Annotated in this window: 24 protein-coding genes; 11 read left to right on the top strand and 13 right to left on the bottom strand. The window is 45.5% G+C overall.

The genetic code is table 11. The features are described from left to right. Positions 1-31 precede the first annotated feature (31 nt). From K5Q92_RS08260 to K5Q92_RS08270, 3 genes are all read left to right on the top strand, one after another. Positions 32-1,174 carry a DcaP family trimeric outer membrane transporter gene (locus K5Q92_RS08260; protein ID WP_220768533.1) on the top strand — a complete coding sequence of 381 codons (1,143 nt, stop codon included), beginning with the start codon at positions 32-34 and terminating at the stop codon, positions 1,172-1,174. A gap of 289 nt (positions 1,175-1,463) precedes the next feature. Further along, positions 1,464-2,708, top strand: coding sequence for a hypothetical protein (locus K5Q92_RS08265; RefSeq protein WP_220768534.1), 1,245 nt, complete (start codon positions 1,464-1,466; stop codon positions 2,706-2,708). A gap of 80 nt (positions 2,709-2,788) precedes the next feature. Beyond that, the gene (locus K5Q92_RS08270) at positions 2,789-3,895 is read left to right on the top strand and encodes a hypothetical protein (RefSeq protein ID WP_220768535.1); all 1,107 of its coding nucleotides are present in this window, start codon (positions 2,789-2,791) and stop codon (positions 3,893-3,895) included. Positions 3,896-4,028: 133 nt separating this feature from the next. Here K5Q92_RS08270 and K5Q92_RS08275 read toward each other — a convergent pair whose 3' ends face one another. After that, a complete protein-coding gene (locus K5Q92_RS08275) occupies positions 4,029-4,916 on the bottom strand; it encodes a LysR family transcriptional regulator (RefSeq protein ID WP_220768536.1) in 888 nt (295 codons plus the stop codon). Between the two features lie 122 nt (positions 4,917-5,038). On the opposite strand from K5Q92_RS08275, the gene K5Q92_RS08280 reads away from it, so the two are divergent. Beyond that, positions 5,039-5,686, top strand: coding sequence for a TetR/AcrR family transcriptional regulator (locus K5Q92_RS08280; protein ID WP_220768537.1), 648 nt, complete (start codon positions 5,039-5,041; stop codon positions 5,684-5,686). 11 nt (positions 5,687-5,697) lie between these two features. Here K5Q92_RS08280 and K5Q92_RS08285 read toward each other — a convergent pair whose 3' ends face one another. Together K5Q92_RS08285 and K5Q92_RS08290 are read right to left on the bottom strand one after the other, a co-directional pair. Then, on the bottom strand, positions 5,698-7,068 hold the full coding sequence (locus K5Q92_RS08285; protein WP_220768538.1) for an ATP-binding protein: 1,371 nt from the start codon (positions 7,066-7,068) through the stop codon (positions 5,698-5,700). After that, positions 7,069-7,752, bottom strand: coding sequence for a response regulator (locus tag K5Q92_RS08290; RefSeq protein ID WP_220768539.1), 684 nt, complete (start codon positions 7,750-7,752; stop codon positions 7,069-7,071). A 218-nt stretch (positions 7,753-7,970) separates the two neighbouring features. Between K5Q92_RS08290 and K5Q92_RS08295 the strand changes: the two genes are divergently transcribed. Further along, on the top strand, positions 7,971-8,450 hold the full coding sequence (locus tag K5Q92_RS08295) for a Spy/CpxP family protein refolding chaperone (protein ID WP_220768540.1): 480 nt from the start codon (positions 7,971-7,973) through the stop codon (positions 8,448-8,450). A gap of 160 nt (positions 8,451-8,610) precedes the next feature. Then, complete coding sequence (locus tag K5Q92_RS08300; protein WP_220768541.1) at positions 8,611-9,480, top strand: cation diffusion facilitator family transporter; 870 nt, start codon at positions 8,611-8,613, stop codon at positions 9,478-9,480. A gap of 68 nt (positions 9,481-9,548) precedes the next feature. On the opposite strand, the gene glnG is transcribed toward K5Q92_RS08300, so the two are convergent. From glnG to K5Q92_RS08315, 3 genes are all read right to left on the bottom strand, one after another. Beyond that, positions 9,549-10,958, bottom strand: coding sequence for a nitrogen regulation protein NR(I) (gene glnG, locus K5Q92_RS08305; protein WP_220768542.1), 1,410 nt, complete (start codon positions 10,956-10,958; stop codon positions 9,549-9,551). Between the two features lie 17 nt (positions 10,959-10,975). Further along, the gene (gene glnL / locus K5Q92_RS08310) at positions 10,976-12,016 is read right to left on the bottom strand and encodes a nitrogen regulation protein NR(II) (RefSeq protein WP_220768543.1); all 1,041 of its coding nucleotides are present in this window, start codon (positions 12,014-12,016) and stop codon (positions 10,976-10,978) included. 149 nt (positions 12,017-12,165) lie between these two features. Further along, entirely contained in the window at positions 12,166-12,720 is a 555-nt protein-coding gene (locus tag K5Q92_RS08315) for a DUF4124 domain-containing protein (RefSeq protein ID WP_220768544.1), read from the bottom strand. Between the two features lie 194 nt (positions 12,721-12,914). Here K5Q92_RS08315 and K5Q92_RS24210 point away from each other — a divergent pair, with 194 nt between their 5' ends. Continuing rightward, positions 12,915-13,496 (top strand): type II secretion system GspH family protein, encoded by a 582-nt coding sequence (locus tag K5Q92_RS24210; protein ID WP_259649524.1) that lies wholly within the window; start codon positions 12,915-12,917, stop codon positions 13,494-13,496. 32 nt (positions 13,497-13,528) lie between these two features. Next, a complete protein-coding gene (locus K5Q92_RS08325; protein WP_220768545.1) occupies positions 13,529-14,194 on the top strand; it encodes an MliC family protein in 666 nt (221 codons plus the stop codon). Positions 14,195-14,453: 259 nt separating this feature from the next. Here K5Q92_RS08325 and K5Q92_RS08330 read toward each other — a convergent pair whose 3' ends face one another. The 4 genes from K5Q92_RS08330 to K5Q92_RS08345 form a co-directional block, all read right to left on the bottom strand. Then, the gene (locus K5Q92_RS08330; protein WP_220768546.1) at positions 14,454-15,131 is read right to left on the bottom strand and encodes a type 1 glutamine amidotransferase domain-containing protein; all 678 of its coding nucleotides are present in this window, start codon (positions 15,129-15,131) and stop codon (positions 14,454-14,456) included. A gap of 92 nt (positions 15,132-15,223) precedes the next feature. Continuing rightward, positions 15,224-16,381 (bottom strand): iron-containing alcohol dehydrogenase, encoded by a 1,158-nt coding sequence (locus tag K5Q92_RS08335; protein ID WP_220768547.1) that lies wholly within the window; start codon positions 16,379-16,381, stop codon positions 15,224-15,226. 151 nt (positions 16,382-16,532) lie between these two features. Then, positions 16,533-17,135, bottom strand: coding sequence for a TetR/AcrR family transcriptional regulator (locus tag K5Q92_RS08340; RefSeq protein WP_220768548.1), 603 nt, complete (start codon positions 17,133-17,135; stop codon positions 16,533-16,535). 75 nt (positions 17,136-17,210) lie between these two features. After that, a complete protein-coding gene (locus K5Q92_RS08345) occupies positions 17,211-17,663 on the bottom strand; it encodes an Lrp/AsnC family transcriptional regulator (RefSeq protein ID WP_220768549.1) in 453 nt (150 codons plus the stop codon). Positions 17,664-17,837: 174 nt separating this feature from the next. Between K5Q92_RS08345 and K5Q92_RS08350 the strand changes: the two genes are divergently transcribed. Next, entirely contained in the window at positions 17,838-19,013 is a 1,176-nt protein-coding gene (locus K5Q92_RS08350; protein ID WP_220768550.1) for a monodechloroaminopyrrolnitrin synthase PrnB family protein, read from the top strand. Position 19,014: 1 nt separating this feature from the next. Continuing rightward, the gene (locus tag K5Q92_RS08355) at positions 19,015-20,133 is read left to right on the top strand and encodes an aminotransferase class V-fold PLP-dependent enzyme (RefSeq protein ID WP_220768551.1); all 1,119 of its coding nucleotides are present in this window, start codon (positions 19,015-19,017) and stop codon (positions 20,131-20,133) included. Between the two features lie 75 nt (positions 20,134-20,208). Here K5Q92_RS08355 and K5Q92_RS08360 read toward each other — a convergent pair whose 3' ends face one another. After that, positions 20,209-20,514, bottom strand: a complete 306-nt coding sequence (locus tag K5Q92_RS08360) for a hypothetical protein (RefSeq protein WP_220768552.1) — start codon at positions 20,512-20,514, stop codon at positions 20,209-20,211. Between the two features lie 243 nt (positions 20,515-20,757). Here K5Q92_RS08360 and K5Q92_RS08365 point away from each other — a divergent pair, with 243 nt between their 5' ends. Beyond that, positions 20,758-21,768 (top strand): oxidoreductase, encoded by a 1,011-nt coding sequence (locus K5Q92_RS08365; protein WP_220768553.1) that lies wholly within the window; start codon positions 20,758-20,760, stop codon positions 21,766-21,768. A gap of 47 nt (positions 21,769-21,815) precedes the next feature. Here K5Q92_RS08365 and K5Q92_RS08370 read toward each other — a convergent pair whose 3' ends face one another. Together K5Q92_RS08370 and glnA are read right to left on the bottom strand one after the other, a co-directional pair. Then, positions 21,816-23,027, bottom strand: coding sequence for a dicarboxylate/amino acid:cation symporter (locus K5Q92_RS08370; protein WP_220768554.1), 1,212 nt, complete (start codon positions 23,025-23,027; stop codon positions 21,816-21,818). A 147-nt stretch (positions 23,028-23,174) separates the two neighbouring features. After that, positions 23,175-24,584 (bottom strand): glutamate--ammonia ligase, encoded by a 1,410-nt coding sequence (glnA, locus tag K5Q92_RS08375; RefSeq protein WP_220768555.1) that lies wholly within the window; start codon positions 24,582-24,584, stop codon positions 23,175-23,177. Positions 24,585-24,754: the final 170 nt, after the last annotated feature.

The raw sequence follows: 24,754 nt of genomic DNA on the forward strand, positions 1-24,754 counted from the left end.
TTTGTATTTATGTTAATAATTACGGTGGTGAATGATTAATAAAAATATATTGGCTTTGTCTGTTTTAACTATTTTAAGTTGTAGTGCAAATGCTAGTGATACTACTTTTAAATTTGGTGGGTATGTAAAAGCTGACGTAATGTTTAGTGATTATAGTAATGGTGCACCTGATTCAGGTCATATTTCGAGACAGTTTTATGTGCCTGGGACTATATATGGTGTTTCTGATAATGGTGAGCAAGTTGTTGACTTTCAAGCTAGAGAGTCAAGATTTAACTTTAGCTCCCTCAGTAATATTAATGGGCATAAGTTAAAAGGGTTTATTGAATTAGACTTTATGACGCATGCGGATGGTAATGAACGCGTGTCGAATAGTTACTCTCCTAGAATTCGTCATGCGCTAGTAAGCTTCGATAACTGGTTGGTTGGTCAAACTTGGACGACTTTTCAAAATCCAGCTGCGTTACCTGAAAACCTAGACTTTGTTGGTGCCGCAGAAGGTACACCATTCGTTCGTCAAACACAGGTTCGTTACACTAATGGTGGTTTTCAGTTTGCGATAGAAAACCCTGAAACAACATTGACTGCAAATGTTGATATGGGGGGAGGAAGACTTACTAGCGGTAGTGGCATGGTTCCTGATTTTATTGCTCGTTATAACATTAATACCCAAGGTGGAGCTAAGTACTCTTTTGCAGCTTTAGTGCGCCAATTAAATATTGAAGATGCAAACTACGATTCACAGGAAATGGCATATGGCATGAGTATGACTGGTGTTGTCCCTGTTGGTAACGATGATCTTAAGTTCTCCGCTACAGCGGGATCGGGCTTAGGTCGCTATATGGCATTGAACTATGCCAATGCTGGTGTCATTGATAACAATGGTGATATTGAAACTATCGATTCTTACGGAGGATTTGTATCTTATCGTCATTGGTGGAATGAAAAGTGGCGCTCTAGTGTCACTCTATCTGGTTTCAAAGCTGATAATAATGAGTCTTTAACGGGTGGGAAAGTTAATAAAGAGTCCTATTCTGGCTATATCAACTTATTATATTCTCCAATTAAGCCGATTACAGTTGGTGTTGAATATATGTATGCTGAGAATACTAAGCAGAATAACGATTCAGCGGAATTGAATCGTGTGATGTTCTCTTTAAAGTACGTTATCTAATTAAAGTTTTAATTCTTATTATCCTTTTTAGCACAAATGGTGACAGACATTAGCTAGAAGATGCTCCCATTACAGCTGCGCCACGGATGGCGTGTCTGTGACCATTTTTTACTATTTACTGTATTTTATAAATAGCCTTTATTTTAATTTGTGTTTTTAGCCGTGATTGTGAGCTATACAACATTGCATGTTGTTTATGTTGAGCTTGCTAGTTTTTTGGAATTAATTCCATGTTTATTATTTCATTTAGAAAAAGGGGTTACTTATTAAAAATATTAAAGGGTGATGTATGAGGTTTAATTTTTTGTTCGGGTCTTTGTTATTATCAACGAGTGTTGTCGCTGCAGATATTCCTGATTTTCTCGATAAGAATGATATTGAGAATGCGCAATTTCAGTGTTTAGGTGACTCACCTCAATATAGTGCGAGAGATCAAAAGTATATCGATATCCTATGGGATGAAACGCTATCTTATTTGCAAGCCTATGCAGTGGCGTTAACCAATGATCAAGTCAGCGGATGCCTAAACTCTGATACTGCCATGATAGATTCAACCGAGGGCGGTCAGCATATTTGCGTGATGGACAGGCGCGATATGAAGCAGATGGTAAAAAACATCTATCAAGTAATTAATAATGCAGAAGAAGCAAAGAGATGTTTTGGCGCACGTGAAGATGTGAGTTGGATTTATAATCCCGGTGGTGAGCTAACCCAGAACTCCCCGGTTGCTCAGCATTTTAAGCGCACCACATTTGAAGAGTTTTTCGATGAGAAGGTGACAGATAAACAAGTGAAGCAGTATGGCGAAAGCTTTACTAAAAACTTTTATAAGATGGTGACTGGCGATGAAGTGAAAATGCCAGCCGTCTTCCCCTATGACATTAGCGCTAACTCTTTACCAAACCTATGGGCTGCAGCGGGTTGGTTCCCTATGTACGCCGAAGAGAGCAAGCGTAATGATAAGAACTTTAATAATATTCGTGGTGGTTATGCCTATGCTGAGATCTTCGGTCACTGGGGATTACTGCGTATCGATGAGATTAACGGTGAAAAAGTCGGAGCCGAGATTGGTATGACAGTACAGTCGGTAGATACCTTGTACCCGTTTCATAACCATGCGATCTCTGAGATGTACTACAATATGCGTATCCCCGCGTGTACCAATCAGTTTAAAACTATGGCTATACGTGAAGACTCACCACTGGTTAAAACTGTTGAAGAGGATGACAAGATCCGTCGAGTACAGTTTGATGAGGGGCAGCACAATTCGCAAACTATGTGGCGTTCGGGTAGTAGTGAACAAGATCCATTGATCTATTTCCACCAAAATACGATACATGCGTTTGATGTCGATGGTAGTTGTGAGGCTAACCCTGCAGAGCGTGCGATTGTGTCTGTATGGGCAAGAAGTAATGCCCATGATAAACGCAATGATTATGGCACCACCTTACTGTGTGAATCAGCCAAGAACCCAGGCACACCGGCTAAACGCGGTGAAGTGATCCAGTGTGATCTTACTAAGCTGAAGTGGTAATTACGATAAAAGGCGGTGGGCAAAAGCTGCCGCCTAAAAATATAAGAAGATATAAATTGAAGTTGGAAGGGATATCTCTGATGAAAAAAATGAATTTAGTGTTACCGCTAGTGAGCATTATTGCTATGACAAGCCAATATGCCTTAGCCGATGATTTGGAGATTGGCGGTTCGGTAAGGGTAAACTATAGCTACAGTGACTATTCAGAATCTTCAAAAGATAAATTAGGTGATTTTGATTTTAATCTATTTTCTATTACTTTTTCTGATAAATGGAATGATATTGGCGTTAAAGCCGAATATCGATTTTATGATGGTTATGATCATTTAAAGTATGGTTATGCTTATTGGGATGCCAATGAAGACCTTACAATAAGCGGTGGTGCTATCAGTAAACCCTTTGGTAATAAGGGGTACGCATCCCACAACTGGTGGTACAGCCTGAATTACTATATGGGGTTTGAGGATGATTATGGTCTAGGTGTGAGCGCTCAATATCAAAATGGTAGTTCATTAACCGAAGTTGCATTCATTAAAAATGCCATCTATGGCTCTACAGATCATAGGGATTTTGCCGGTACAGTGGCTAAAGGCACTGTAGGTGACATCACCTATAACAACGAAGAGACCAATACCTTTGCTGGTCGTCAAAGCTTTACCTTAACCAGTGGTGATTTGACGACGATTATCGGCGCTTCTATTGAATATGGTCAGCTATATAACTCAGAGTTTGGTGAGAATGGCGACACGCTTAATTACGCCGTGCATCTTGATCTGAATTATGACGGCTGGGGTTTTCAAGCTCAATATTTAGCGTTTGATTTTGATCAGTATGATGATGGCCAAATCGATCCTAATAAGATAGGTATGGGCATGCTCGATGGTTTTTACGAAGTCGCGAGCAAGGGGAATATCTATACCGCAAACCTGTCTAAGAGTGTTGGCACTTCATGGGGCAGTTTAACTCTTTATAACGATTTCAGTATGGTACAGCCTGACTTTGAAGAGTTTGATGACTCATTATTGAATACTATGGGGCTTTCAATAGCCTATGGCCCAGTCTTTGTGTATGTGGACTACTACATGGCGAAGAATGTGCTCTGGTTGGGTGGCAATAGCTTAGGCTTAGTCCAAAGCGATGATCACTGGAACCACCGCTTCAATATCAATTTTGCTTACTATTTCTAGTTATACTGATTGGTATTATTGCCGTTTAGATAGCAGTCGATAGTAAAATGCCAACCAAGGGTTGGTATTTTTGTTTTTAGCCCTAAACCACCTACTTCAGAAGGTGGCTTCCTACTTTTAGGTTACATACGGATTAGCCCTGTAGTCTAGATTGCGGTACTTCACCCAACTCCAGCACGTTGGCTTTAATTAGGTTAATAAGCTGATTAGTCGCTTCTGTTTGCGTGTCAGGGTTGAGATACAGTGACTCATTAAAGGGCGGCAGCGGCGGAATGTTATGCTCAATCGGATCGATGATCTGCATCTTATCGCTGATACGAAACTCAGCAATAGGGGCGATAACGAGATCATTCTCCACCGCCATACACATGGCTGCTGGTGAAGGTGTCGATAGCAGAACGCTCATGGGACGCATGGAGATCTGGTGATTGGCAAAAACCTGAGCACGGATCGGACAGTTTTCAGGATACAGCGCCATAGGCACGGTTTCGCGTTTATGGGCACTACCACCTTTTGCGGCAACCCAATGAAAGCGGCGCTCAAATAACAACTCGCCATGACCAACTGCCGGGGCTTGCCAATGGGTCGCGACAATCACATCGAACTCGCCATTATGTAGTCGCTTATAGAGGTTGCCACTGACATCGGTATCTATGACTAACTCAATACAGGTAAATTCACGAATAAACTCTAGCAGGCAACTGCCTAGGTAACGATTGATGTAGTCTGTCGGCACCCCGAGTCGTATGACTTCACGATTTTGACAATCTTTTAGCTCGTCGATCGCTTGAGAACTGAGCTGCAGCATCTTATAGGCGTAGTTGAGTAGTGTCTTGCCGGACTCGGTCATGGTGACCCCTTTGTTGTCTCTTAGCAGCAAAGGTTGACCAACGCTTTCTTCTAACTTTTTGATTTGTAAACTTAAAGTTGACTGGGTGCGGCACAGCTTTTCAGCAGCTTTAGATAAGTTGCCACACTCTACAACCGCAATGAAGCTCTCTAATAGTTCGATTTTTAACATAGGCTATTGAGTTTATTCATAGTGGTATCAGTATTACTCAATACCCCCGAGTGCCGCTAGGCTGCTACTTTACGAATGTGACGTGAATTTCAATTGATTGTTAGATTTGTGAAGAGGTCGACATGAGTAACTGGCAGCAGCGAGAAAGCTACTTAACGGATATTGCCGAGCGTTGTTTACGGGGGCATAAGAGCTTTGATTTGCGGCGCTCTCACTTGGTTGAGGCGAGCCAGATCTCTAAGGGTACCATCTACAATCATTTTCCCTCAGAGGCTGATTTAGTGGTGGCCGTTGCAACGGCGCATTACAGAAGACGTCTTGAGAGAGCGGCGATCGATGATGCGCAATACAGTGATTATTTGACTCGATTCCTCATGCATCATTGCTGGGGACTAAGAGACGATCTTTTATATGATCGGTTTATCATTTCCCGCGTGATGCCGAACCCAGAATTGCTTGAGCTGGTGACTGATGATAACCGAGCCGCATTCGAGCAGGTTTATGGTGAGTATATCAATTGGAATAACGAGCTGATTAAATCTGTCGGCGTTGTAGAGGGCTTTAATCGCGCGGAGTTGGTGGCTAATTATCTGCGCGGCGCTTTAATTAACTGTGACGATGCGGGTAAGGCGTATGATGATGCCTGTCTGTATTATCAATTTAGCTATGCACTCGCGCAGCTGATGGGGCATTCAAATAAGCGTATTCCTAAACAGCCTGAGTACGCTAGCTGGCTTGCTCGGCTAGAGCCAGCGGCAAATGCCGCTTAGCGCTAGAAATATTAGTGTAGAGGCAGGCTGATACTGATCTTTAAGCCATTCGGTTGCTGGTTTTCAGCTTGGATCTTGCCTTGATGGGCCTGAATTGCCGCCTTGGCAATTGCTAGGCCTAATCCCCAGCCACCGGACTCCCTTTCACGGGCTGATTGTGGACGGTAAAAAGGTTTGAAGATCGCATCTAAGTCGGCCTCATCACTGATCCCCGGGCCATCATCGATAATCTCTATCTGAACACTGCTGGTAGTGGCAATCGCTTGAATAGAGACTCGAGTATCGGCATAGCGAATCGCATTCCGCAGCAGGTTTTCCACCGCACGGCACAGGGGTCTAGGGTAAAGTGGCAAAGTGATTGATTCATCGATATCGATATGTAGCTGTTTCTGCTGTTGCTGGGCCTCGAAATCGGCGTCATCTAACACTTGGCTTAAGCTTTCCGATAACTCTAAGTTGCGTTTTGTCTCATTGGCGTTGAGCTTTACTCGTGAGAGTTCTAGCAGCTCGGCAATCATCTGTTCGAGTTGGTCGGCTTCATATTCGATGCGTTCGGTTTCTGGTGTCGCTAAGCCTTTCTTGCGGCTTAATGCCAAAGAGAGTTTTAGCCTTGTCAGTGGTGTGCGCAGCTCGTGGGAGATATCGCTGATCAATCTTTGTTGACTCTTAACCATATCCTCTACCGAGTCGGCCATGCCATTGAAGGCTTGAGCCAGCTGGCCAATTTCGTCGTTGCGCTGGGCGGTCGCCATATCGACGCGGCTACTTAAATCGCCATCGGCAAGGGCATCGGCGCTGCGTTTGAGTGAACGCAGTGGCTTACCTAGATGCCAAGCAAATAAACCACATAGCAAGCCTGATAGCAGGATCGCGATGCTGAGAGTTAAGATCTTATTGTCGATAAAAAAGAAGAACCAAGGTCTTGGGTGGTGCTCGGGTAAGCGGCCGTATAGGCTGTAGGGTTTACCTTCTATTTTGAAGTTATAAGGCCCGAAAATCAGCTCATCTCTAAATTGATGTTTAATTGGATGGCCAGCTTCATCTGCCATCAACATAAAGCGCCTCAGGGAGCGTGATTGTTTATGGCTGTTCAGTACCTTGCCATACTCATCGACAAGATAGATCCGCGCAGGGCGGCCTTTAAACTCTTTAAAGCGGCTCCAATGTTTCAGTTTTTCAGAGTTTAATACCTGCGGGTTGCTGGCTATGCGCTCGGCGCTACGTTCAAGCATGCGCTTCAGTGGTATCGGAAGTTCTGATTGATCGTGGTTTTGCTGCAACAGAGGTAGCAGCCCTATGAGTGCGATGATCAGCGAGCTGCAGAGCCAAAAGCCCAGTAGTAGCTTAACGAATATATTATTGGGATTTTTTGTTAGCTGCATTTAGGGTAACCAGATGTAGCCTTTACCGCGTATCGTTTTTACTCTTGGGCGGCCATCATCGCGCTCAGGCATCTTCTTACGTAGGTTAGAAAGGTGCATATCTAAGCTACGGTCGAAAGGCATCAGCTTTTTGCCGAGTACTTTTTCGCTTAAGGCCTCTTTGCTTGCTAGCTCGCCAGCATTTTTTACTAGCTCACACAGTAAGCTGAACTCGGTTCCAGTGAGGATGATGAGCTGATCTTGGCAATGGACCTCCTGACGAGCAGGATCCAGCTTTATATCGCCATAATGATGTGTGGTTTGCTGCGTCTCATTGGGCTGAATATGAGTACGGCGGATGATGGCGCGAATACGCGCCACCAGTTCTCTGTCGTTAAATGGCTTAGGTAGATAGTCATCGGCACCGATCTCTAAGCCGACCACGCGATCGATTTCATCACCGCGAGCCGTTAGCATCAACACCGGCGTCTGTTTCTTGCTACGCAGGGCGCGCAGTACTTCAAAACCATTAAGTTTGGGCAGCATGACATCGAGTAAGATTAGGTCGAACTGCTGCGCTAAAGCGAGATCGAGCCCTGCCTGGCCATCGTGGGCGAGTGTTAGCTCGAAACCTTCAAGTTCCAGCAGTTGTGCAAGCAACTCTGATAGACCTAAGTCATCATCTACCAACAATATACGGCTCATATTTACCCTTTTATCTACTCTTACTATGCTGAGTATACCCTGTTTGATGTCAATTGCGGTTTAGGAGTGTAATTCAACGTAAAGATCTAAGTGTGGCGGGATATTTAAACTGCTTTACAGAGCTTTACGCTATATAAACCCAACATTACGTTAAGCCAACTAAACTGGTAAGCGTCAAATCAAGCTTAGCGGGTCTAAGCACAATTATTGAGGCTACCATGATGAAAAAGAATACGTTAAAAGCAGGTTTGCTTGCCATAGTGGCCAGCAGTGTATTACTAACCGCAGGTGTGAGTGCTGGTGAAGGGCATCACGGTTCACATGAGGGTAAGAGCTACCATCAGATGAAAGGTGAACGTGGCGGTCATCACGACATGCGTAAAATGTTCCGTGGTTTGGATTTAACCGATGAACAGAAAACTGAAATTAAGGCGCTTTTCACGGCTCACCGTGATGAGATGAAGCAAAACCGTCCTTCAAAAGAGCAACGTGCGGCGCAAAAATCGCAGATGCTAGATTTTATTACCAGCACTAACTTTAACGAAGATGAAGTGAGACAAGCACTGGCGGCAAAGCAAGAGGCTCGTCAGCAAAAAGCTGTGGATATGCTGAAGCTACAAAACCAAGCCTATCAACTACTAACACCTGAGCAACAAGAGAAATTCAAGCAGCGTTTTGAAAAGCATCATAATCGATAATGGACCTGACGGCAGCTGGCGTATGGTTCTGCCGATAGGCTAACTGCTTTTTTCGATTACATCGATAGGCATTAACTTGAGGGAAATCATCAGTTTTTCCCTCAAGTTTGTTATAAACTTAGAATCTGTGCTTCCCTTACTTTAACAGTAAACAGATTTTATGAATGAAACTTCCCAATACGATTTCTGGGTAAAGCTGGCCAGCCGCGCTGCAGTTGCGACAGCTTTAACCCTTATCATCATCAAGCTTGCGGCATGGATGTACTCTGGCTCGGCCAGTATGTTGGCATCTTTGACTGACTCTTTTGCAGATGCGCTGGCATCGATCGTTAACTTTATTGCCATTCGCTACGCTATCGTGCCTGCCGATCAAGACCATAGATACGGGCATGGTAAGGCCGAGCCTCTCGCTGCACTGGCGCAATCAGCCTTTATTCTTGGTTCCGCTTTCTTACTACTGCTACATGGCGGAGAGCGTCTGATTAATCCTGTTGAGGTGCAGCATGCGACCTTAGGTGTGATTGTATCGATTATCGCAATTGCGCTGACTCTTGCTCTAGTCATACTGCAAAAAAAGGCTTTAGCGGCGACCTCAAGCACTGTGGTTGAAGCCGATGCGCTACATTACAAGTCGGATCTATTTCTAAACGCCGCAGTATTGCTGGCGTTAGTTCTGTCTCAGTACGGCTGGTGGTGGGCCGATGGCTTATTTGCGCTGTTGATTGCATTATTTATTGGTCAGCAGGCGATTGGTTTAGCCTATCGCTCGGTGCAATCGCTGCTCGATAGAGAGTTAGATGATGAAACCCGAGCAAAGATCACTGAAATAGCCATGCTCGATCCGCAAGTTAGGGGGATCCACGATTTGCGAACCCGTGAGTCTGGCAAGACGATGTTTATTCAATTCCATCTAGAATTGGATGGCGATTTGAGCCTACATCAAGCCCATAAAATAGCGGTGAAAACTTCAGAACGGGTGCGGGAGGAGTTTGTCGAGTCCGAGGTGATTATTCACCAAGATCCGGTGTAGCGATTAGCGTATAAGCAAAAAAGGAGAGCCTGCGGCTCTCCTTTTTGTTACAAGCATTGAAGCTTTCGCTAATCCATTTCTAGCTCTTTTAATTTACGGGTCAGAGTATTACGCCCCCAGCCTAGACGTTTAGCCGCTTCCTGTTTGTGACCATTAGTATGCTTAAGTGCCGTTTCCAGTAAAATTCGCTCGAACGCGGGTTGCACTTCGGTGAGCAGATCACTGTCGCCATCGGTGAGCTTCTGGTCGATAAACAGCTTTAGTGCGCCTTGCCAGTCGTCGCTATCGCTAGTTTGAACAGGGCTGAATTTGGGTTCTTGCAGTAGCTCTGGCGGTAGATCCAGTGGCAAGATCTCCTGACCCGATGCCATCACGGTTAACCAGCGACAGGTGTTTTCAAGCTGGCGCACATTACCCGGCCAAGGCAGTTGCGATAACTTAGTGGCAGTTTCCTTGGTCAGCACCTTAGGTTCAACACCTATCTCCTTGGCGGCGATCATCAAGAAGTGACGCGCAAGCTGGGGGATATCTTCACGGCGCTGAGACAATGGGGGCAGGTGCACACGAATGACGTTTAAGCGGTGGAACAGATCTTCACGAAAATCCCCTTGATGTACCAATTGCTCAAGGTTTTGATGGGTAGCGGCGATAATGCGCACATCCACCTGCACCGGTGAATGGCCACCTACACGATAGAACTGACCATCGGCCAGTACTCGCAGTAATCGTGTCTGAACGTCTAGAGGCATATCGCCAATTTCATCTAGGAACAGGGTGCCGCCGTTGGCTTGCTCGAAGCGACCTTGCCGTACGCTGCCCGCCCCCGTAAATGCTCCTTTCTCATGGCCAAATAGTTCAGACTCAATCAGATCTTTTGGGATCGCAGCCATGTTGATGGCAATAAAAGGCTTACCCTTACGTGGGCTGTGTTTGTGCAGCGCGCTGGCGACCAACTCTTTACCCGTACCCGATTGACCGTTAATTAACACGCTAATGGAGGAGCGAGAAAGGCGACCGATGGCTCTAAAGACCTCCTGCATTGCAGGTGCTTCACCAATAATCTCCGGTGTGGCGACTAGCGGCTCCTCTACGGTGATAGTGGAGGACTGCTCCTTGGCGTGGGTGAGTGCGCGCTCGACCAGTGAGATCGCCTCATCAATATCGAAAGGTTTGGGTAGATACTCAAAGGCACCCGCCTGATAGGCGCTCACCGCGCTGTCGAGATCGGAGTGCGCAGTCATGATGATAACGGGTATATGCGGATAGTGATTCTGTAATCGCTCTAGCAGTGTTAAACCATCGGTACCCGGCATACGTATGTCTGAGACGATCACCTGTGGCTGCGCCATCTCTAATGCTTCCCATAGCGACTCGGCTGCCGCGAAGCTAGCACAGCTAAATTTGGCACTTTGAAGTGCCTTTTCTAATACCCAACGTATCGAGCTATCGTCGTCGAGGATCCAAACTTGTTCAGTCATTGAGTGTTTTCCTCTTATTAACTATTGATGGGTAAGGTAATGGTAAATTCGGTGTGACCAGGCGTTGAGTCACAATCGATACGGCCGCCATGTAAACGGGCAAAGTTATGGGCGATAGAAAGACCCAAGCCTGAGCCTTGCTCGCGGCTGGTGACCATAGGGTAAAATAGCGTATCCATAAGCTCGGGTTGGATCCCCGGGCCATCGTCAATAATCGACAGCATGAGTACTAGCTTGTGGCGCTTGGTGCCTATGGTGACCTGATGTTGAGTCCGAGTCTTGAGTCGAATATGACCGCCACTCGGTTCTAGGGCCTGTATCGCGTTTTGCACGATATTTAGGATGGCCTGCTGTAGCTGATCAGGATCCATCTCGATATCTGGGATCGAGGGGTCGTAATCTTGAGTCAGTTCAATATTGTTAGGCAGGGTGACGTTGACTAACTTAACGACTTTTTGGATCACTTCATGGATGTTGTACAGGCTATGTTGCGTTGGTTTCTGCGGACCGAGTAAGCGATCGACTAAGCCGCGCAGTCTATCGGCTTGCTCAATGATCAGATCGGTAAATTCGTTTAGCTCTGGCTCTTTGAGTTCACGAGACAACAGCTGTGCCGCTCCCCGCAGTCCGCCTAACGGATTTTTAATTTCGTGGGCAAGATTACGCACCAAGAACTGCGCTGCTTGTTGCTGGGCATCTTGGGTCAATTGCTGGTGAATACGTCGCTGTTGATCAACTTGGCGCAACTCAATCAGGGCAAGATTTTGCTCCTGTTCCAGTGGTGTCAGGGTGACATCGACCGTGTGCTGCTGGCCATCTATGGTCACCAGTGGCACAGTATTAATGCTGAGCCCTTGGCCTTCGCAGATAGCCTGCTTAAGCACCTGCGGCTCGACTCCTAGCAGTTGATAGTGTTCTGGCAGAGGCTGCTCGGCGAGTCGATTGCTGCCAACACCGAGCAGTTGCTCGGTGGCGGTATTGACATAGAGTAACTCTAGCTCCTCATTGATAACGAGCACAGCCGTTACTAAATGATTGAGCAATAAACTGGTATTCATCGGCTACTCCGAATTATGCTGATGCACCCGCTTGGGCATCTGAGTTGATTGCACCACTATGGTGCACCAAAGTGGTGCAAGCTGCAACCAGACGTCATCGGAATGTAGACTAAATCAAAATATTCCTAAGTAAGTCTATTCAAAGACTTTTATTCATTACCTCTAGGCTGAGGTCTAAAATGTGCAGGCCCATTAACAGTCGTCCGATGAAGAAATACTTTTCTCGCAGGAGTCGATGCAAGTTGTTTGCCGTCTTTACTCAATACTTTCACGACAAAGTTATGTTCGCCGCGGTCGATATTGTTGAGCTTAAAGATGCCGTGCTGTTGTGTATTGCCAATCTGCTGTCCATCCATAAACAGAGCTAGCTCATGGGCGGAAGAGAGTTGTGGCTCAACATTGGCGATAATGGTGAGGTTGCCCTCGTTGTCACGAATACTCTCCTCTTCACTAGGGGAGATAATTTGGACAGCATATTTGATCTTTTCGCTGTCCTTATCCGTATCGGGTCGACTGCTAGGCAGCGCGGTGACTTCGGGGAGTTTGATATTGTTTTGGGTGTTCTCTTTAAGCTCGACGACTTCGGCGTTTTTGACCGGTTTGTCAGAGAAGTGAACCTTGCCGTTCTCGTCGACCCATTTATAAACAGTTCCATGAGCCAGAGTTGCAACCAATAACAGCAGTAGAGCTAAGCCAACACGCATCGTGACATCCTTTGTTACGGGGTTGTAATCATTGAAAGATTAGCTGTTTTTCTATAAAAAATCATCGACTTTATTATGGCAAAGATAACACTCCATTACGGAGATAAAAATTTGCTATCTTTAGCGCTAGAGTAGAACTTAGTCTATTGATTAAAATATTAGTGAGTTAATAAAGCGTCATGAGTAGGGGCAGCATGAGATTTATCAAGGGGAAAGGGGGCTTCACCTTAATCGAATTAGTGGTGGTGATCATCGTGTTGGGGATCTTGGCCGTTATCGCCGTTCCTAAATTTATTAACTTGAGAACCGATGCCGATACCGCTGTGCTAAAAGGGATGCAGGCTAGCCTTAAGTCGGCTCGAGATCTGCTGGCGGCGCAGATAGCCTTAAGACCTGAAAACCTTAACTCTGCTCAAAACCGTTTTACTTTAGAGAATGGTCAGAACGTCCGAGTCAGAGGTCATTACCCCGATGGCCGCTGGAATAACACCTTCTCGCGTTTGGTAGAATTTGATGGAGTGACTTTTATCACCTCTAATCAGTGCACTGAGACAAATTCTGACACAGCTTGGTGTGCGCGTAATCGTGGTTTAGCTTGGTTTACTCAACGTGGCTATACCACGGCAACGACTGGGCGGGGGTTTATTATTTTTCCGCGAGGCAATAACCTCAATAATGATCGCTGTTATCTGTATTATTTTAACCCCAACGATAACAATGTGACCGAAATGGGTCAGTTACCCATCGTTAAGCTAGATCTCACTGACTGTGGTTAACCTTCGAAATAGCAAAGCTTAAAGGATAACAGATGCAAAAATACATTATGGTAAGCTGCCTAGTCTTACTAACGGCCTGTAGCACAGTGGAGCAACAAGCTGTCACGACCAAACAATCCCAAACCTCCGAGACGGCTCAGACGCCAGCAAAAATTCAGACGCAAGAGCCTATGTCGCCTAGCTTTGATTGCACCAAGGCTCAGGGGCAAGTTGAGACGCTCATCTGTCATGACGGCGAACTGGCGCAGCTCGATAGGCAGATGGCGCAAGTTTATAAGGCGGCTGTGGTAAATATCCCAGCTGTTGAGCAGCCTAAGGCGATGCAAAGAGGTTGGATAAAGGGGCGTAATGACTGCTGGAAGGCGCAGGATGTACGCGAGTGTACGCTGCAAAATTACAAGGGGCGGATTATCGAATTGCAGATCCAGGGCGGATTGCTTGAGGTTCCGCCTGCCGTTGTATTCGACTGTGGTGTTCACCCACAGATAAGCGCCGTTTTTTATACGCAATTAGACCCTGTTACGGCTGTATTTACCTTTTCGAGTGAGAAAGTGGGTGAGCAGCAACTGTTAGCCACCAATGTTCGCAGTGGCAGTGGCGCAAAGTATCAAGGACGTAACTTCGAGTTTTGGGAGCATCAAGGTGAGGCGAGCGTGCGTTTTTTCGATGACAGCTATCGGTGTAAATTACTTAAATAGCTAGGGCTCGAACGAGTTTATATGACAGTTAACATAAACTAAAAGGCAGATATGGAGCTTTAATACCATTTATTTAAAGAAGTCGTTCAGAAAAATTTGATGACTTTGAAGGATAAGAATGGATCTCGAAGGACACGAAAATCACGAAGAAAAGCTGCCCCGAGTTTTTCTTTTCTTCGTGTCCTCTGTGTAGCGAGCAAAGTGTGCGCTTCGTGGTGAATAGTTCTTTTATTTATTAGTCAGATTCATGCGGGAATTTCTACTTCAGCTGTTTGATCATCTCATCGGCGACCACTTCAGAAGACGCCGGGTTTTGTCCGGTGATAAGGTTACCATCAACTGCGAGGTAGCTGCTCCAGTCCTCGCCTTTACCGTATAGCGCACCATTTTCTTGCAGCATATCTTCAACCAAGAAAGGCACGATATCGGTAAGTTGCACTGCAGCTTCTTCACTGTTGGTGAAGCCGGTTACTTTTTTACCTGCCACTAAAGGTGTGCCGTCAGCAGCTTTTACATTTTTCAGCGCGCCAGGTGCGTGGCACACCAAGCCTACAGGCTTGTTAGCTTGGTAGAAGGCTTCAATCAATGCAATGGAGTGAGCATCATTGGCGAGATCCCATAAAGGCCCGTGTCCACCGGGATAGAAGATGGCATCGTAATCGGCTTGGTCTATTTCAGCTAAGACTTTGGTCGTTGCCAGTTGCTGCTTGGCTTGCCCATCTTGATTGAATCGCTCTGTTGCTGCTGTTTGAAAATCAGCCTGTTCGCTGCTTGGATCAAGTGGTGGTTGTCCACCTGCAGGCGAGGCCAATGTGACATTAAAGCCACTATCTTTAAAGCGATAAAAAGGACTGGCAAACTCTTCGAGCCAGAAGCCTGTTTTTAAGCCTGTGTCGCCAAGTTTGTCGTGTGAAGTGAGTACCATTAATACGTTCATATTGTTGTCCTTTTTATCTGTTGGTTTGCCAACTAACAAGCGAGATAACACCAGTTAGCTAGCTGAGGTCTCTTATATAGTTTTATCTTGGTTTACAGGTTACACTCTAAAATCTTGCGGCTCATGGCTAGATCTACATCTTGCTTTTCACCCAGTGCCGTCATGCCGTGGGCTTCAAGCTGGTTAATGATTTCATCGATACTGCTGCTATCTAAATTGTAATCCGATAAGCGAGTCTTGATCCCCATGGTCTCAAAAAATTCACGGGTCTTACCAATAGCAGCATCGATGATCTCATTCTGGCTACCTTGGTTAATCCCCCAGACTCGATCGGCATATTGCAGCAGTTTCTCTTGCTTGCCTTCACGGCGTACATCGAGCATGCCTGGCAAGATCATCGCGATAGTACGCGCATGGTCGATGCCATACAGAGCCGTGATCTCATGGCCTATCATATGAGTAGCCCAGTCGTGTGGTACGCCTTTACCAATCACACCGCTCAATGCCATGGTTGCCACCCACATCAGATTGCCGCGCACATCAAAGTCTTTAGGTTCCGTTAATGCTTTAGGGCCAAGTTCAATGAGGGTTTGTAGTAAGCCTTCGGCAAATCTGTCTTGGACAGGTGCATTAACCGGGTAGTTTAGATATTGCTCTGTGATGTGAATAAAGGCATCTACAACCCCATTGGCCACTTGGCGCTCAGGTAGGGTGAAAGTTTTACTCGGGTCTAATATTGAGAACTTAGGGAAAACATGGTTGCTCATGAAAGACAATTTAGCTTGAAACTCTTTGCGGGTGACCACGCTCGCGCTATTCATCTCTGAACCTGTGGCAGGTAAAGTCAGAACTGTACCAAAAGGCATTGCTTGGGTGACTTTAGCCCCCCAACTTAAAAGAATATCCCATGGCTCACCTTCAAATAGCGCCGCAGCGGCAACAAACTTAGTACCATCGATAACCGAGCCTCCGCCAACGGCGAGGAGGAAGTCGATCTCTTGCTGTTTAACCACCTCTACGGCCTGCATTAAGGTTTCGTAAGTGGGATTGGCCTCGATGCCGCCAAATTCAACCACATTACGTTGCTTTAGCGCCGCTTTTACCTCGTCGAGTGTACCTGTGCTTCTGGCGCTGTTGCCACCAAACAGGATTAACACTTTTGCGTTCTGGGGAACTAAGTTATCGAGTTCGGCAATCTTACCTTCACCAAAGCTGATATGTGTTGGGTTGTAATAATCGAAGCTATACATGATTAATCCTATTCAGCGACCCTAGTGGTCGAATGATGCTGTTTAAATTTTAGTAGACCAGTCGTCTAGTAAATTTGTAAAAAATTCCCGCCTTAAGCTTAGGCGGGGGAGATAAATTTGTCGGTCATTTAAAGATGGTTAACTCAATGGTTTATTTCAAAGAGGAAACCGGGTTGGCCAACAAGGCTTTGGTCATCAGCAATACGCGTTCAATGACATTTGGATCACGAGATAATTTATTTCTTAAACTGGCACCTAACCACATCTGGTATAGGGCTTCAGCGGTATGCGCTGCATTAAGACTCGGGATTGAACCATCTTCTATCCCAGATTCAATACAATCAGCAAGGCGAGCAATAACTGCTGATGAGCCTTTGTCTAGGGCTAGACGCATTGACTCGGAAAGATCTGCAACCTCGGCGCTGAGCTTGACCACTAGGCACTTTTGGTCAACACAAGCATCACTTTGAGTTTGTTGCCAGCGCAGCCAATAACTCATGAGTCTCTCAAGGCCTGAGCCGTTATTTACGGCAAACAGCGTATCAATACTGTGTAAATAGTTTTTAAAATAGTCGGTAATGATCTCTTCACCAAACTGTTCCTTAGATTTGAAGTAGTGGTAAAAAGAGCCCTTAGGCACATCGGCAAACTTAAGGATTTGCGCTAGACCAACATTTGAAAAGCCTTTACTCGCAATCAGACTGTAGCCTGAATCGATAATATGCTGCCGTGTTTGTTGAGGAGTCGTTTTCATGTAAACCAGCTTAACACAATTAGACCGGTCGTCTAGTGATTTGTTGTTGGAGTTTTTTGAACATTTTAAATGTCGTTATAACGGCAAAGTACTGCGTGAGAAGTTTTGTTTTAGCACGACGGTTGATTCTATGCCCGCGATACAGTTTAGGCTGCCTAGGGACTTTTTGACGAAACTTTCGTAGCTGAGTAGGTCACTGGCGACGATTTTGAGTAGGTAATCATGGGCACCGGTTACCACGGAACATTCCATAACTTGTTCCAAGTTTTCCATACTCTCTTCAAACAGTATTGCGTGCTGATCAGAGTTTTCTTTTAATCGCACAAAAGCATATACCACCACATTAAGACCCACCTCTTTAGGATCTATCTGTGCCGCGTAACCACTGATAACACCTGTTTGCTCGAGTTTTCTAACACGGCGAAGGCAAGGCGTATCTGACATGTTCAGTCTGGCTGCGAGTTCTGAGATCGCAATACGACCGTGACGCTGTAATATGGCGAGTATATTGCGATCTTTGTTATCCATCTTGGCAACCTTTCTTTTCTTATGGTGAATATCAATATTAACTAGGCTTTTTATAGGGGATTTCGATCTTAATTGGAAGTAATTTGGCTTAGTTTAATGATTTACACCGTACGTATGCTGCTAGGCTAATTTAATTCACTCATGGTTAGAGCCCAGAAAAATAAAGGATAGGCAATGACGCAAAATACTCAGGCGTTCGATCATTGGATCCGTACTCGATTTGTAGCACTGAATAATGAGCTAGAGCATCTTTATCGTTTACAGGCTGATCGCGCGAATGTAGAAGGTGTCGGTGACGATTTAAAAGCCCAGTTAGAGTCTGAAGGTAGAGAGCTTATTGTGAGCTTGCTGGCGGAGGGAAATACCGACGAAGGCTTTGATCATGCATTTGATCTGCTGGGTAACGTGGGTTTGTATATGGCCGCCTGTCGCCGCCATGAGATCACCGAACCCTCGCGGGAGAGAGTCTCGCCGCTGACTGAGGCATCGGCCTTAGCCATGCATATCGGTGCCTCTATTGGTGTAACGCCAAGATTTGCTACTGCTCATCTTACTACTCATAACCGTGCACAGGGAGGCTTGTATAAACGCTTTACCGATCTAGATGCCGAGAAGCTGTTTGTCGATTACAACACCAAAGGAATTTTGGCCTATAAACGTGCCGCCGATGCGCTGTTAAAGATCCAGCCTTTAGGTATAGATCACCCCATCGCCTATGATCTGCTCCAAGTTGCTAAGCAGGCACTGAGGGATGTGATTGACTCGAATAGGGTACTGTTTCAAGAGCTCGATGCAGATGATTTTTTCTATTGTGTGCGCCCTTACTACAAGCCTTACCGTGTGGGGAGTCAGGTTTATCGTGGTGCCAATGCTGGTGACTTTGCTGGGATTAATGTGATTGATATGCTGCTTGGGCTTTGTAATGCCAACGAGCCGGGATATTCGCAGATGTTAGTTGATAAATTCCTTTATATGATGCCAGAAGATCAGGCTATCTTACGTGATTGTATGCGCCGAAATAGCTTTATGGATGATTTGCTTAACATGATGCATTTACGTCATGAGCCTTGGTATCAAAACAATGTAAAGCTGTTTCTTGAGGTGTGCGCATTACACGGAGAAACAGCCATTCAACACCATAATGAATTGGTGACTAAGTATATTGCCGAGCCTTCGAAAACCATGGAGCAGCAACATATGTCGAAGGTGACCGCAAGTGGTCCTCCTTTACCCGTTTTACTCAATTCATTAGAGAAGCTGCGTGATCGGCGTGCCGCAGTGTATCGGAGTGACATTAAAACTCGGTTTGACGATGTGCAAGCGTTAACAGCGAGTTTGGAGGCTAAGTAATATGCAATCTTTTAAAGAGGATTTTAGCTTAGCGGCGGGAAGCTACCTGCTTAACCATTCTGTTGGTCGACCGCTGAAAGATGCTGAGCAAGCATTTAGCCAGCAATTTTTTGCCCCTTGGAAAGCCTCGGGAGTTGAGCCGTGGCAAGAGTGGCTAACGGTAATCGACCAGTTTACCATGAGTTTAGCAAAGCTGTTTAATGGCTCGGCTGAAGAGTTCTGCCCTCAGGTTAACCTTTCTAGTGCACTAACCAAATTAGTGATGTCGTTACCGCAGCTTGCGCATGATAAGGCGGTTGTGCTGATGAGTGAGCTTGACTTTCCAAGCATGGGCTTTGCCCTGCAAAAAGCACTGCCGGATTCCTGTGAGTTACGTTTTATTCCAAAAGAACTGGATATCACTGAAGCGGACGTTTGGCAGTCGTATATTAACGTGGATATTGATTTAGTGTTTGTTAGCCATGTTTATTCTAATACTGGGCAGCAAGCTCCGTTAGCTGACATAGTGGACGTTGCCAAATCTAAGAATGTGCTGACACTTATCGATGTGGCTCAATCGGCCGGTATCGTGCCGCTCGATCTTGCCGCTTTGCAACCTGACTTTATGATTGGCTCTAGCGTTAAGTGGTTATGCGGTGGTCCTGGAGCAGCCTATTTGTGGGTGAGCCCGCAGCATATTGAGGGCTGTCAACCCAAAGACGTGGGCTGGTTTAGCCATGAAAACCCCTTCGAGTTCGATATTCATAATTTTCGTTATCATCCGACAGCACTTAAGTTTTGGGGCGGAACACCATCGATAGCCCCCTATGCAATTGCAGCGCACAGCATAGGTTACTTTGCCGAAATGGGATCCCATAAACTTCGCGAACATAACCAATGGTTAATCGATGTGATTGCTGAGCAATTTGAGACAGAGCTTGTATCACCTCGGCTTGAGGCTAAGCGCAGCGGTACCCTCATTTTAGATTTTGGTGGGAAACAGCAGCAGGTGTTAGCGGCATTGCTAAGGGCCGATGTAAGTGTGGATTTGCGTAGTGAAGGGATCCGAGTATCACCGCATATTTATAATGACATGGCCGATGTCGAGCGCCTTCTGTCTGTAATAAAGGAATGCCGATAGTGAAAGGCTAATCGTGATAACGAGCTGTAGAAAGGTAAAAAAAACAGGCCTAAGGCCTGTCATATCACTTTAAGCTTAAGGCTTTACTGCCCTTAAATGCACTTTGCGGTGATTGAATTCTTGGTTGAGATGATTTAATTCACCCACTGATAGCTTAGTCAGTAATGCGGCACCCTTGTCGTCAGTGACAAATTTCTGAGCGGTGCGATTAACAAAATCAACCACATAAACGCTATCGCTTTGCTGTGCTTTTGCCGCCGACAATGCTGCTTGGCTTGAGCAATCATTACATTCCGTAATAGGACTCATAGCGGCAAGACTTGTCGTTGAAAGTAGTAGTCCTGCACTCAACAGTGCTACCCGAGTTACTGTTTTTCTCATAGTAGGTTCCTTATTACTCTAATGGTGATCTGTGTCACACTTTTAATTTAGTTCATAGTTTAGGCAGTGTCCAGATTTTTTTGTTGCTAACTTGTTGTTTAATTGTGTTTTATTTAGTTCCCACTAATTAATCTATCGGTGTTGCACCGCGAGTGTATGAGTTCGTTCTGTCTGTTTTCTAAGCTTGCCTATCGACGCCGTTTGGCCGATAGTGATTGTCATGGAGCATTTTTAAGGGGTTTTATGAAGACATTCATGCTGTTACTCAGCCTGTGTTGTTTTAGCACATCTGCCATGGATTGGAATATTCAGAAGCTTACACCCGGTACTGCTTTTAGAGGCAGTGCGGTACTTGATGGCGTAGCTTGGGTAACGGGGAGTGACAATAGTGTCTATATTTCCAAAGACGGCGGTAACAGCTGGCTAGATATATCGGTTAAAGGGTTCCCTTTGACTGATTTACGCGATATTGAAGTGTTCGATGTTAATACGGCGATAGTGATGGGCGCAGGTCAAGGTGGCTTATCTAAACTCTATGTAACTGAAAACCAAGGTTTAAGTTGGCAGTTACTGTTTGATAATCCTGATGAGTTAGGTTTTTTCAACTCTATCGCTTTTTGGGATCGCAATAATGGGCTGTTACTCGGCGACCCTATTGGCGGTGGTTATGTCATTTTACGTACGGCCGATGGTGGCAAAACCTGGCAGCGCATTGCTAAAGATTCTCTGCCTAGCCTACTAGATAAAGAGGTCGCTTTTGCCGCTAGCGGCAATACCTTAATTGTTGATAAGCGCGGTAAGGCTTGGTTTACCTCGGGCGGCTATAGCAGCTCAGCCTATAGTAGTGCAGATTCGGGGAGTCATTGGCGTAGGCATCCAGTTGCTCTTTATGATGATACCCAAACCGCAGGGGGTTATGCCTTAGCATTTAATGCGTTAGGTGATCTATTTGTGCTGGGTGGTGATTATCAACAACGGGACAAGCATGATGCTAACTTGGTCTATAGAAGAGGCTATGTTTGGCATAAAGCCCCAGGTACTACCCCAGGCCTACGCACCGCTATGGCGTGTTATGAGGAAACTTGTATTGCATCGGGCAAATTGTCGACCGATATTTCACATGATCATGGTTATAGTTGGCAGCCACTGCTGATTAATGGCGAAACTCAGGGATTTTTCACCCTAGCGATTGACGGCAATACTCTGGTGGCTGGGGGGCATGGTGGTCGAGTCGCGGTATATACTTTTAAATAGTCTCTCCTACAGCATAAAAGGCTCAAACATAAGCCCTAGGCTTTGTGTTAACTAGATAGCCTATGATAACGCTTACCATTAATCCGTTCGATAATTTGGGTGGCGTTGAGATCGTGGATCACGTTAATCACAGTAGCAGGAGCATCAGTGACAGCGCCTATAATCACTAGAATCGGGATCACTTCTATGGGTAAGCCTAGTGTGGTAACGATAAATATCTCGCCGAGGAAAGCGCCGCCAGGCACACCGCCAATGACGAAGGCCGATAGCACTGAAATTAAGATCGTGAGTGCAAATACATCTGCAGTAAAATCTAATCCAAGTATCGAATAGATAAACACTATTTTTAGTGCCGTGGTCATCGCCGCGCCGCCCTTATTTAGATTAACTAGTAACGGCAGACAGATATCAGCTATCTCTTCTTTAATTCCCATCTTATTAGCGGCTCGTATGTTCACTGGGAGTGAGGCTAGTGAGGAGCTAGTGCCTAACGCAGTTGCCGAAGGTTCAATGGCGTTGCGCCAAAACTGTTTCACGCCATTAATGCCACCACCTAACCAAGCATATAGCGTGCTTCCTAAGGTGTAGTAGATCGCCGCGGCTATAAAGAATAAGCCGATGGCACGGGCAAATGTACTTAATAGCTCTGTGTCTTGGCTGGCCATAGTTGAGGCGAAGTAGGCGCCAAGCCCCACGGGGGCAACGAGCATTAGAATAGATACAATTTTCATGATCACAGTATTAAAACTATCAAGTAGAGCTGAGACTTTCTCGCCGTCTTTTCCTGACTGGCCAATTGCTATACCTGCAATGACTGACATGATAATCAGTGCCAGAATGTTGGACTTAGACAGTAAACCGATAAAGTCATTGGTGGTGAGTAGGCTAACAAAGTCCATTTCACCTGATCCCGTGCTCACTTGTTGATGCAGATCTAAGGTCACGCCCTGCGCTGGGTCGTAAATAGAGGCGAGGCCGATAATCGCTACGGTTGGGATGATAGCCATGATGATGGAGACGAGAAAAATAGTGATTAAGATGGCTCCGAGCTTTTTCAAATCTGTCATATGAGCGATAGAGGAGGTCACGCTAATTGCAACTAAAGGCACGATAATCATAAACAGCAAGTTAAGAAATATCTGGCCAAAGGGCTTAAGCTTAAGTGCAAACACTGGAAAGAGGAGCCCTATAAGTCCACCCAGCATCAGAGCCGAAAGTAAGATAATTGAGGAGCGATAGGGTTTAAGTTTTTGCCACATATCAATATTCCTGTTGGCATAAAGATAGTTAAACTATAGGTCACAGGGGAGTGGCGGGCAGACAAGGAAATAAAAAAGCCCCAAACATCGCTGTTTAGGGCTTTAATGCTAACCCATTATTCGGGTTAGCGAGTCAACTCAGAGGGATTACAAGCTGTAGTAAAGCTCGAACTCTACTGGGTGAGTTGTTTGGTTGATACGCTCAACGTCTGCAGACTTTAGTTTGATGTAAGAATCGATGAAGTCATTACAGAATACATCACCACGAGTTAGGAACTCACGGTCAGCATCTAGGCACTCAAGTGCATTTTCTAGTGAAGTTGCAACTGTTGGGATTTCAGCGGCTTCTTCAGCTGGAAGATCGTATAGATCTTTATCCATCGCTTCACCTGGGTGGATCTTGTTTTGAATACCGTCAAGACCTGCCATCAACATTGCAGAGAATGCTAAGTATGGGTTAGCAACTGGGTCACCAAAGCGTAGCTCGATACGACGTGCCTTTGCACTTGGTACCACTGGGATACGGATAGAAGCAGAGCGGTTAGCTGCAGAGTAAGCAAGCATAACTGGTGCTTCGAAGTGTGGAACCAAACGCTTATATGAGTTTGTAGATGGGTTAGAGAATGCGTTGATTGCGCGAGCATGCTTAATCACACCACCGATGAAGAACAGAGCCGACTCGCTTAATCCGCCGTACTTATCACCGGCAAATAGGTTCGTACCATCTTTAGCTAGTGACATATGTACGTGCATACCGCTACCGTTGTCGCCAACGATTGGCTTAGGCATAAATGTTGCTGTCTTACCGTATGCGTGAGCAACGTTATGAACAACATACTTAAGTACCTGAACTTCGTCGGCCTTCAGTGTTAGGGTGTTAAAGCGAGTTGCGATTTCGTTCTGACCCGCAGTCGCCACTTCGTGGTGATGCGCTTCAACAACTTGACCCATCTCTTCAAGTACTAAACACATTGCCGAACGTAGATCCTGTGACGAGTCAACAGGAGCCACTGGGAAGTAACCACCTTTAACGCCTGGACGGTGACCTGTATTGCCGTCATCGTAGTGAGTACCAGAGTTCCAAGAAGCTTCTTCAGCATCAACCTTGTAGAAACAACCTGACATGTCCGCGCCGTATTTCACATCGTCAAATAGGAAGAACTCTGGCTCTGGACCGACTAATACAGTGTCAGCAATACCAGTAGAGCGTAGGTAGTTTTCAGCTTTCTTTGCGATTGAGCGAGGGTCACGGTTGTAACCTGTCATTGTGCCTGGGTTTAGGATGTCACAGCGGATGTTTGCAGTCGTTTCAGCTGTGAAAGGGTCCAGTACAAAACTTGCTGGATCTGGCATCAATACCATGTCTGATTCGTTAATCCCTTTCCAACCAGAGATTGAAGAGCCGTCAAACATTTTACCGTCTTCAAAGAAGTCAGCATCAACTTGGTGAGTTGGAATTGTAACGTGCTGCTCTTTACCGCGAGTATCGGTAAAGCGCAAATCAACGAACTTAACTTCTAATTCTACTAGTTGTTTTAAAACTGATTCTGCTGACATTCTAGAGTCTCCGAGTAGGGTAAAGGATAATCCCTTGATTTTATCTTTAATATTTAACGCTGAACGCGATTCTGATATTCATATAGCGAGACTCGTGCCAATAATTTAACTTATTGAAAATAATAGATTAGTTATTTGCCTTCCAGGCTAAAGTTATCATGATTGCACTA

The sequence above is a fragment of the Shewanella sp. MBTL60-007 genome (assembly GCF_019654915.1).
Taxonomy (GTDB): domain Bacteria; phylum Pseudomonadota; class Gammaproteobacteria; order Enterobacterales; family Shewanellaceae; genus Shewanella.

Excerpts from the sequence above, each read along its gene's own strand:
- K5Q92_RS08260 (WP_220768533.1), top strand. The coding sequence starts at position 32 with ATGATTAATAAAAATATATTGGCTTTGTCTGTTTTAACTATTTTAAGT.
- K5Q92_RS08265 (WP_220768534.1), top strand. The coding sequence starts at position 1,464 with ATGAGGTTTAATTTTTTGTTCGGGTCTTTGTTATTATCAACGAGTGTT.
- K5Q92_RS08270 (WP_220768535.1), top strand. The coding sequence starts at position 2,789 with ATGAAAAAAATGAATTTAGTGTTACCGCTAGTGAGCATTATTGCTATG.
- K5Q92_RS08275 (WP_220768536.1), bottom strand. The coding sequence starts at position 4,916 with ATGTTAAAAATCGAACTATTAGAGAGCTTCATTGCGGTTGTAGAGTGT.
- K5Q92_RS08280 (WP_220768537.1), top strand. The coding sequence starts at position 5,039 with ATGAGTAACTGGCAGCAGCGAGAAAGCTACTTAACGGATATTGCCGAG.
- K5Q92_RS08285 (WP_220768538.1), bottom strand. The coding sequence starts at position 7,068 with ATGCAGCTAACAAAAAATCCCAATAATATATTCGTTAAGCTACTACTG.
- K5Q92_RS08290 (WP_220768539.1), bottom strand. The coding sequence starts at position 7,752 with ATGAGCCGTATATTGTTGGTAGATGATGACTTAGGTCTATCAGAGTTG.
- K5Q92_RS08295 (WP_220768540.1), top strand. The coding sequence starts at position 7,971 with ATGATGAAAAAGAATACGTTAAAAGCAGGTTTGCTTGCCATAGTGGCC.
- K5Q92_RS08300 (WP_220768541.1), top strand. The coding sequence starts at position 8,611 with ATGAATGAAACTTCCCAATACGATTTCTGGGTAAAGCTGGCCAGCCGC.
- glnG (WP_220768542.1), bottom strand. The coding sequence starts at position 10,958 with ATGACTGAACAAGTTTGGATCCTCGACGACGATAGCTCGATACGTTGG.
- glnL (WP_220768543.1), bottom strand. The coding sequence starts at position 12,016 with ATGAATACCAGTTTATTGCTCAATCATTTAGTAACGGCTGTGCTCGTT.
- K5Q92_RS08315 (WP_220768544.1), bottom strand. The coding sequence starts at position 12,720 with ATGCGTGTTGGCTTAGCTCTACTGCTGTTATTGGTTGCAACTCTGGCT.
- K5Q92_RS24210 (WP_259649524.1), top strand. The coding sequence starts at position 12,915 with ATGAGATTTATCAAGGGGAAAGGGGGCTTCACCTTAATCGAATTAGTG.
- K5Q92_RS08325 (WP_220768545.1), top strand. The coding sequence starts at position 13,529 with ATGCAAAAATACATTATGGTAAGCTGCCTAGTCTTACTAACGGCCTGT.
- K5Q92_RS08330 (WP_220768546.1), bottom strand. The coding sequence starts at position 15,131 with ATGAACGTATTAATGGTACTCACTTCACACGACAAACTTGGCGACACA.
- K5Q92_RS08335 (WP_220768547.1), bottom strand. The coding sequence starts at position 16,381 with ATGTATAGCTTCGATTATTACAACCCAACACATATCAGCTTTGGTGAA.
- K5Q92_RS08340 (WP_220768548.1), bottom strand. The coding sequence starts at position 17,135 with ATGAAAACGACTCCTCAACAAACACGGCAGCATATTATCGATTCAGGC.
- K5Q92_RS08345 (WP_220768549.1), bottom strand. The coding sequence starts at position 17,663 with ATGGATAACAAAGATCGCAATATACTCGCCATATTACAGCGTCACGGT.
- K5Q92_RS08350 (WP_220768550.1), top strand. The coding sequence starts at position 17,838 with ATGACGCAAAATACTCAGGCGTTCGATCATTGGATCCGTACTCGATTT.
- K5Q92_RS08355 (WP_220768551.1), top strand. The coding sequence starts at position 19,015 with ATGCAATCTTTTAAAGAGGATTTTAGCTTAGCGGCGGGAAGCTACCTG.
- K5Q92_RS08360 (WP_220768552.1), bottom strand. The coding sequence starts at position 20,514 with ATGAGAAAAACAGTAACTCGGGTAGCACTGTTGAGTGCAGGACTACTA.
- K5Q92_RS08365 (WP_220768553.1), top strand. The coding sequence starts at position 20,758 with ATGAAGACATTCATGCTGTTACTCAGCCTGTGTTGTTTTAGCACATCT.
- K5Q92_RS08370 (WP_220768554.1), bottom strand. The coding sequence starts at position 23,027 with ATGTGGCAAAAACTTAAACCCTATCGCTCCTCAATTATCTTACTTTCG.
- glnA (WP_220768555.1), bottom strand. The coding sequence starts at position 24,584 with ATGTCAGCAGAATCAGTTTTAAAACAACTAGTAGAATTAGAAGTTAAG.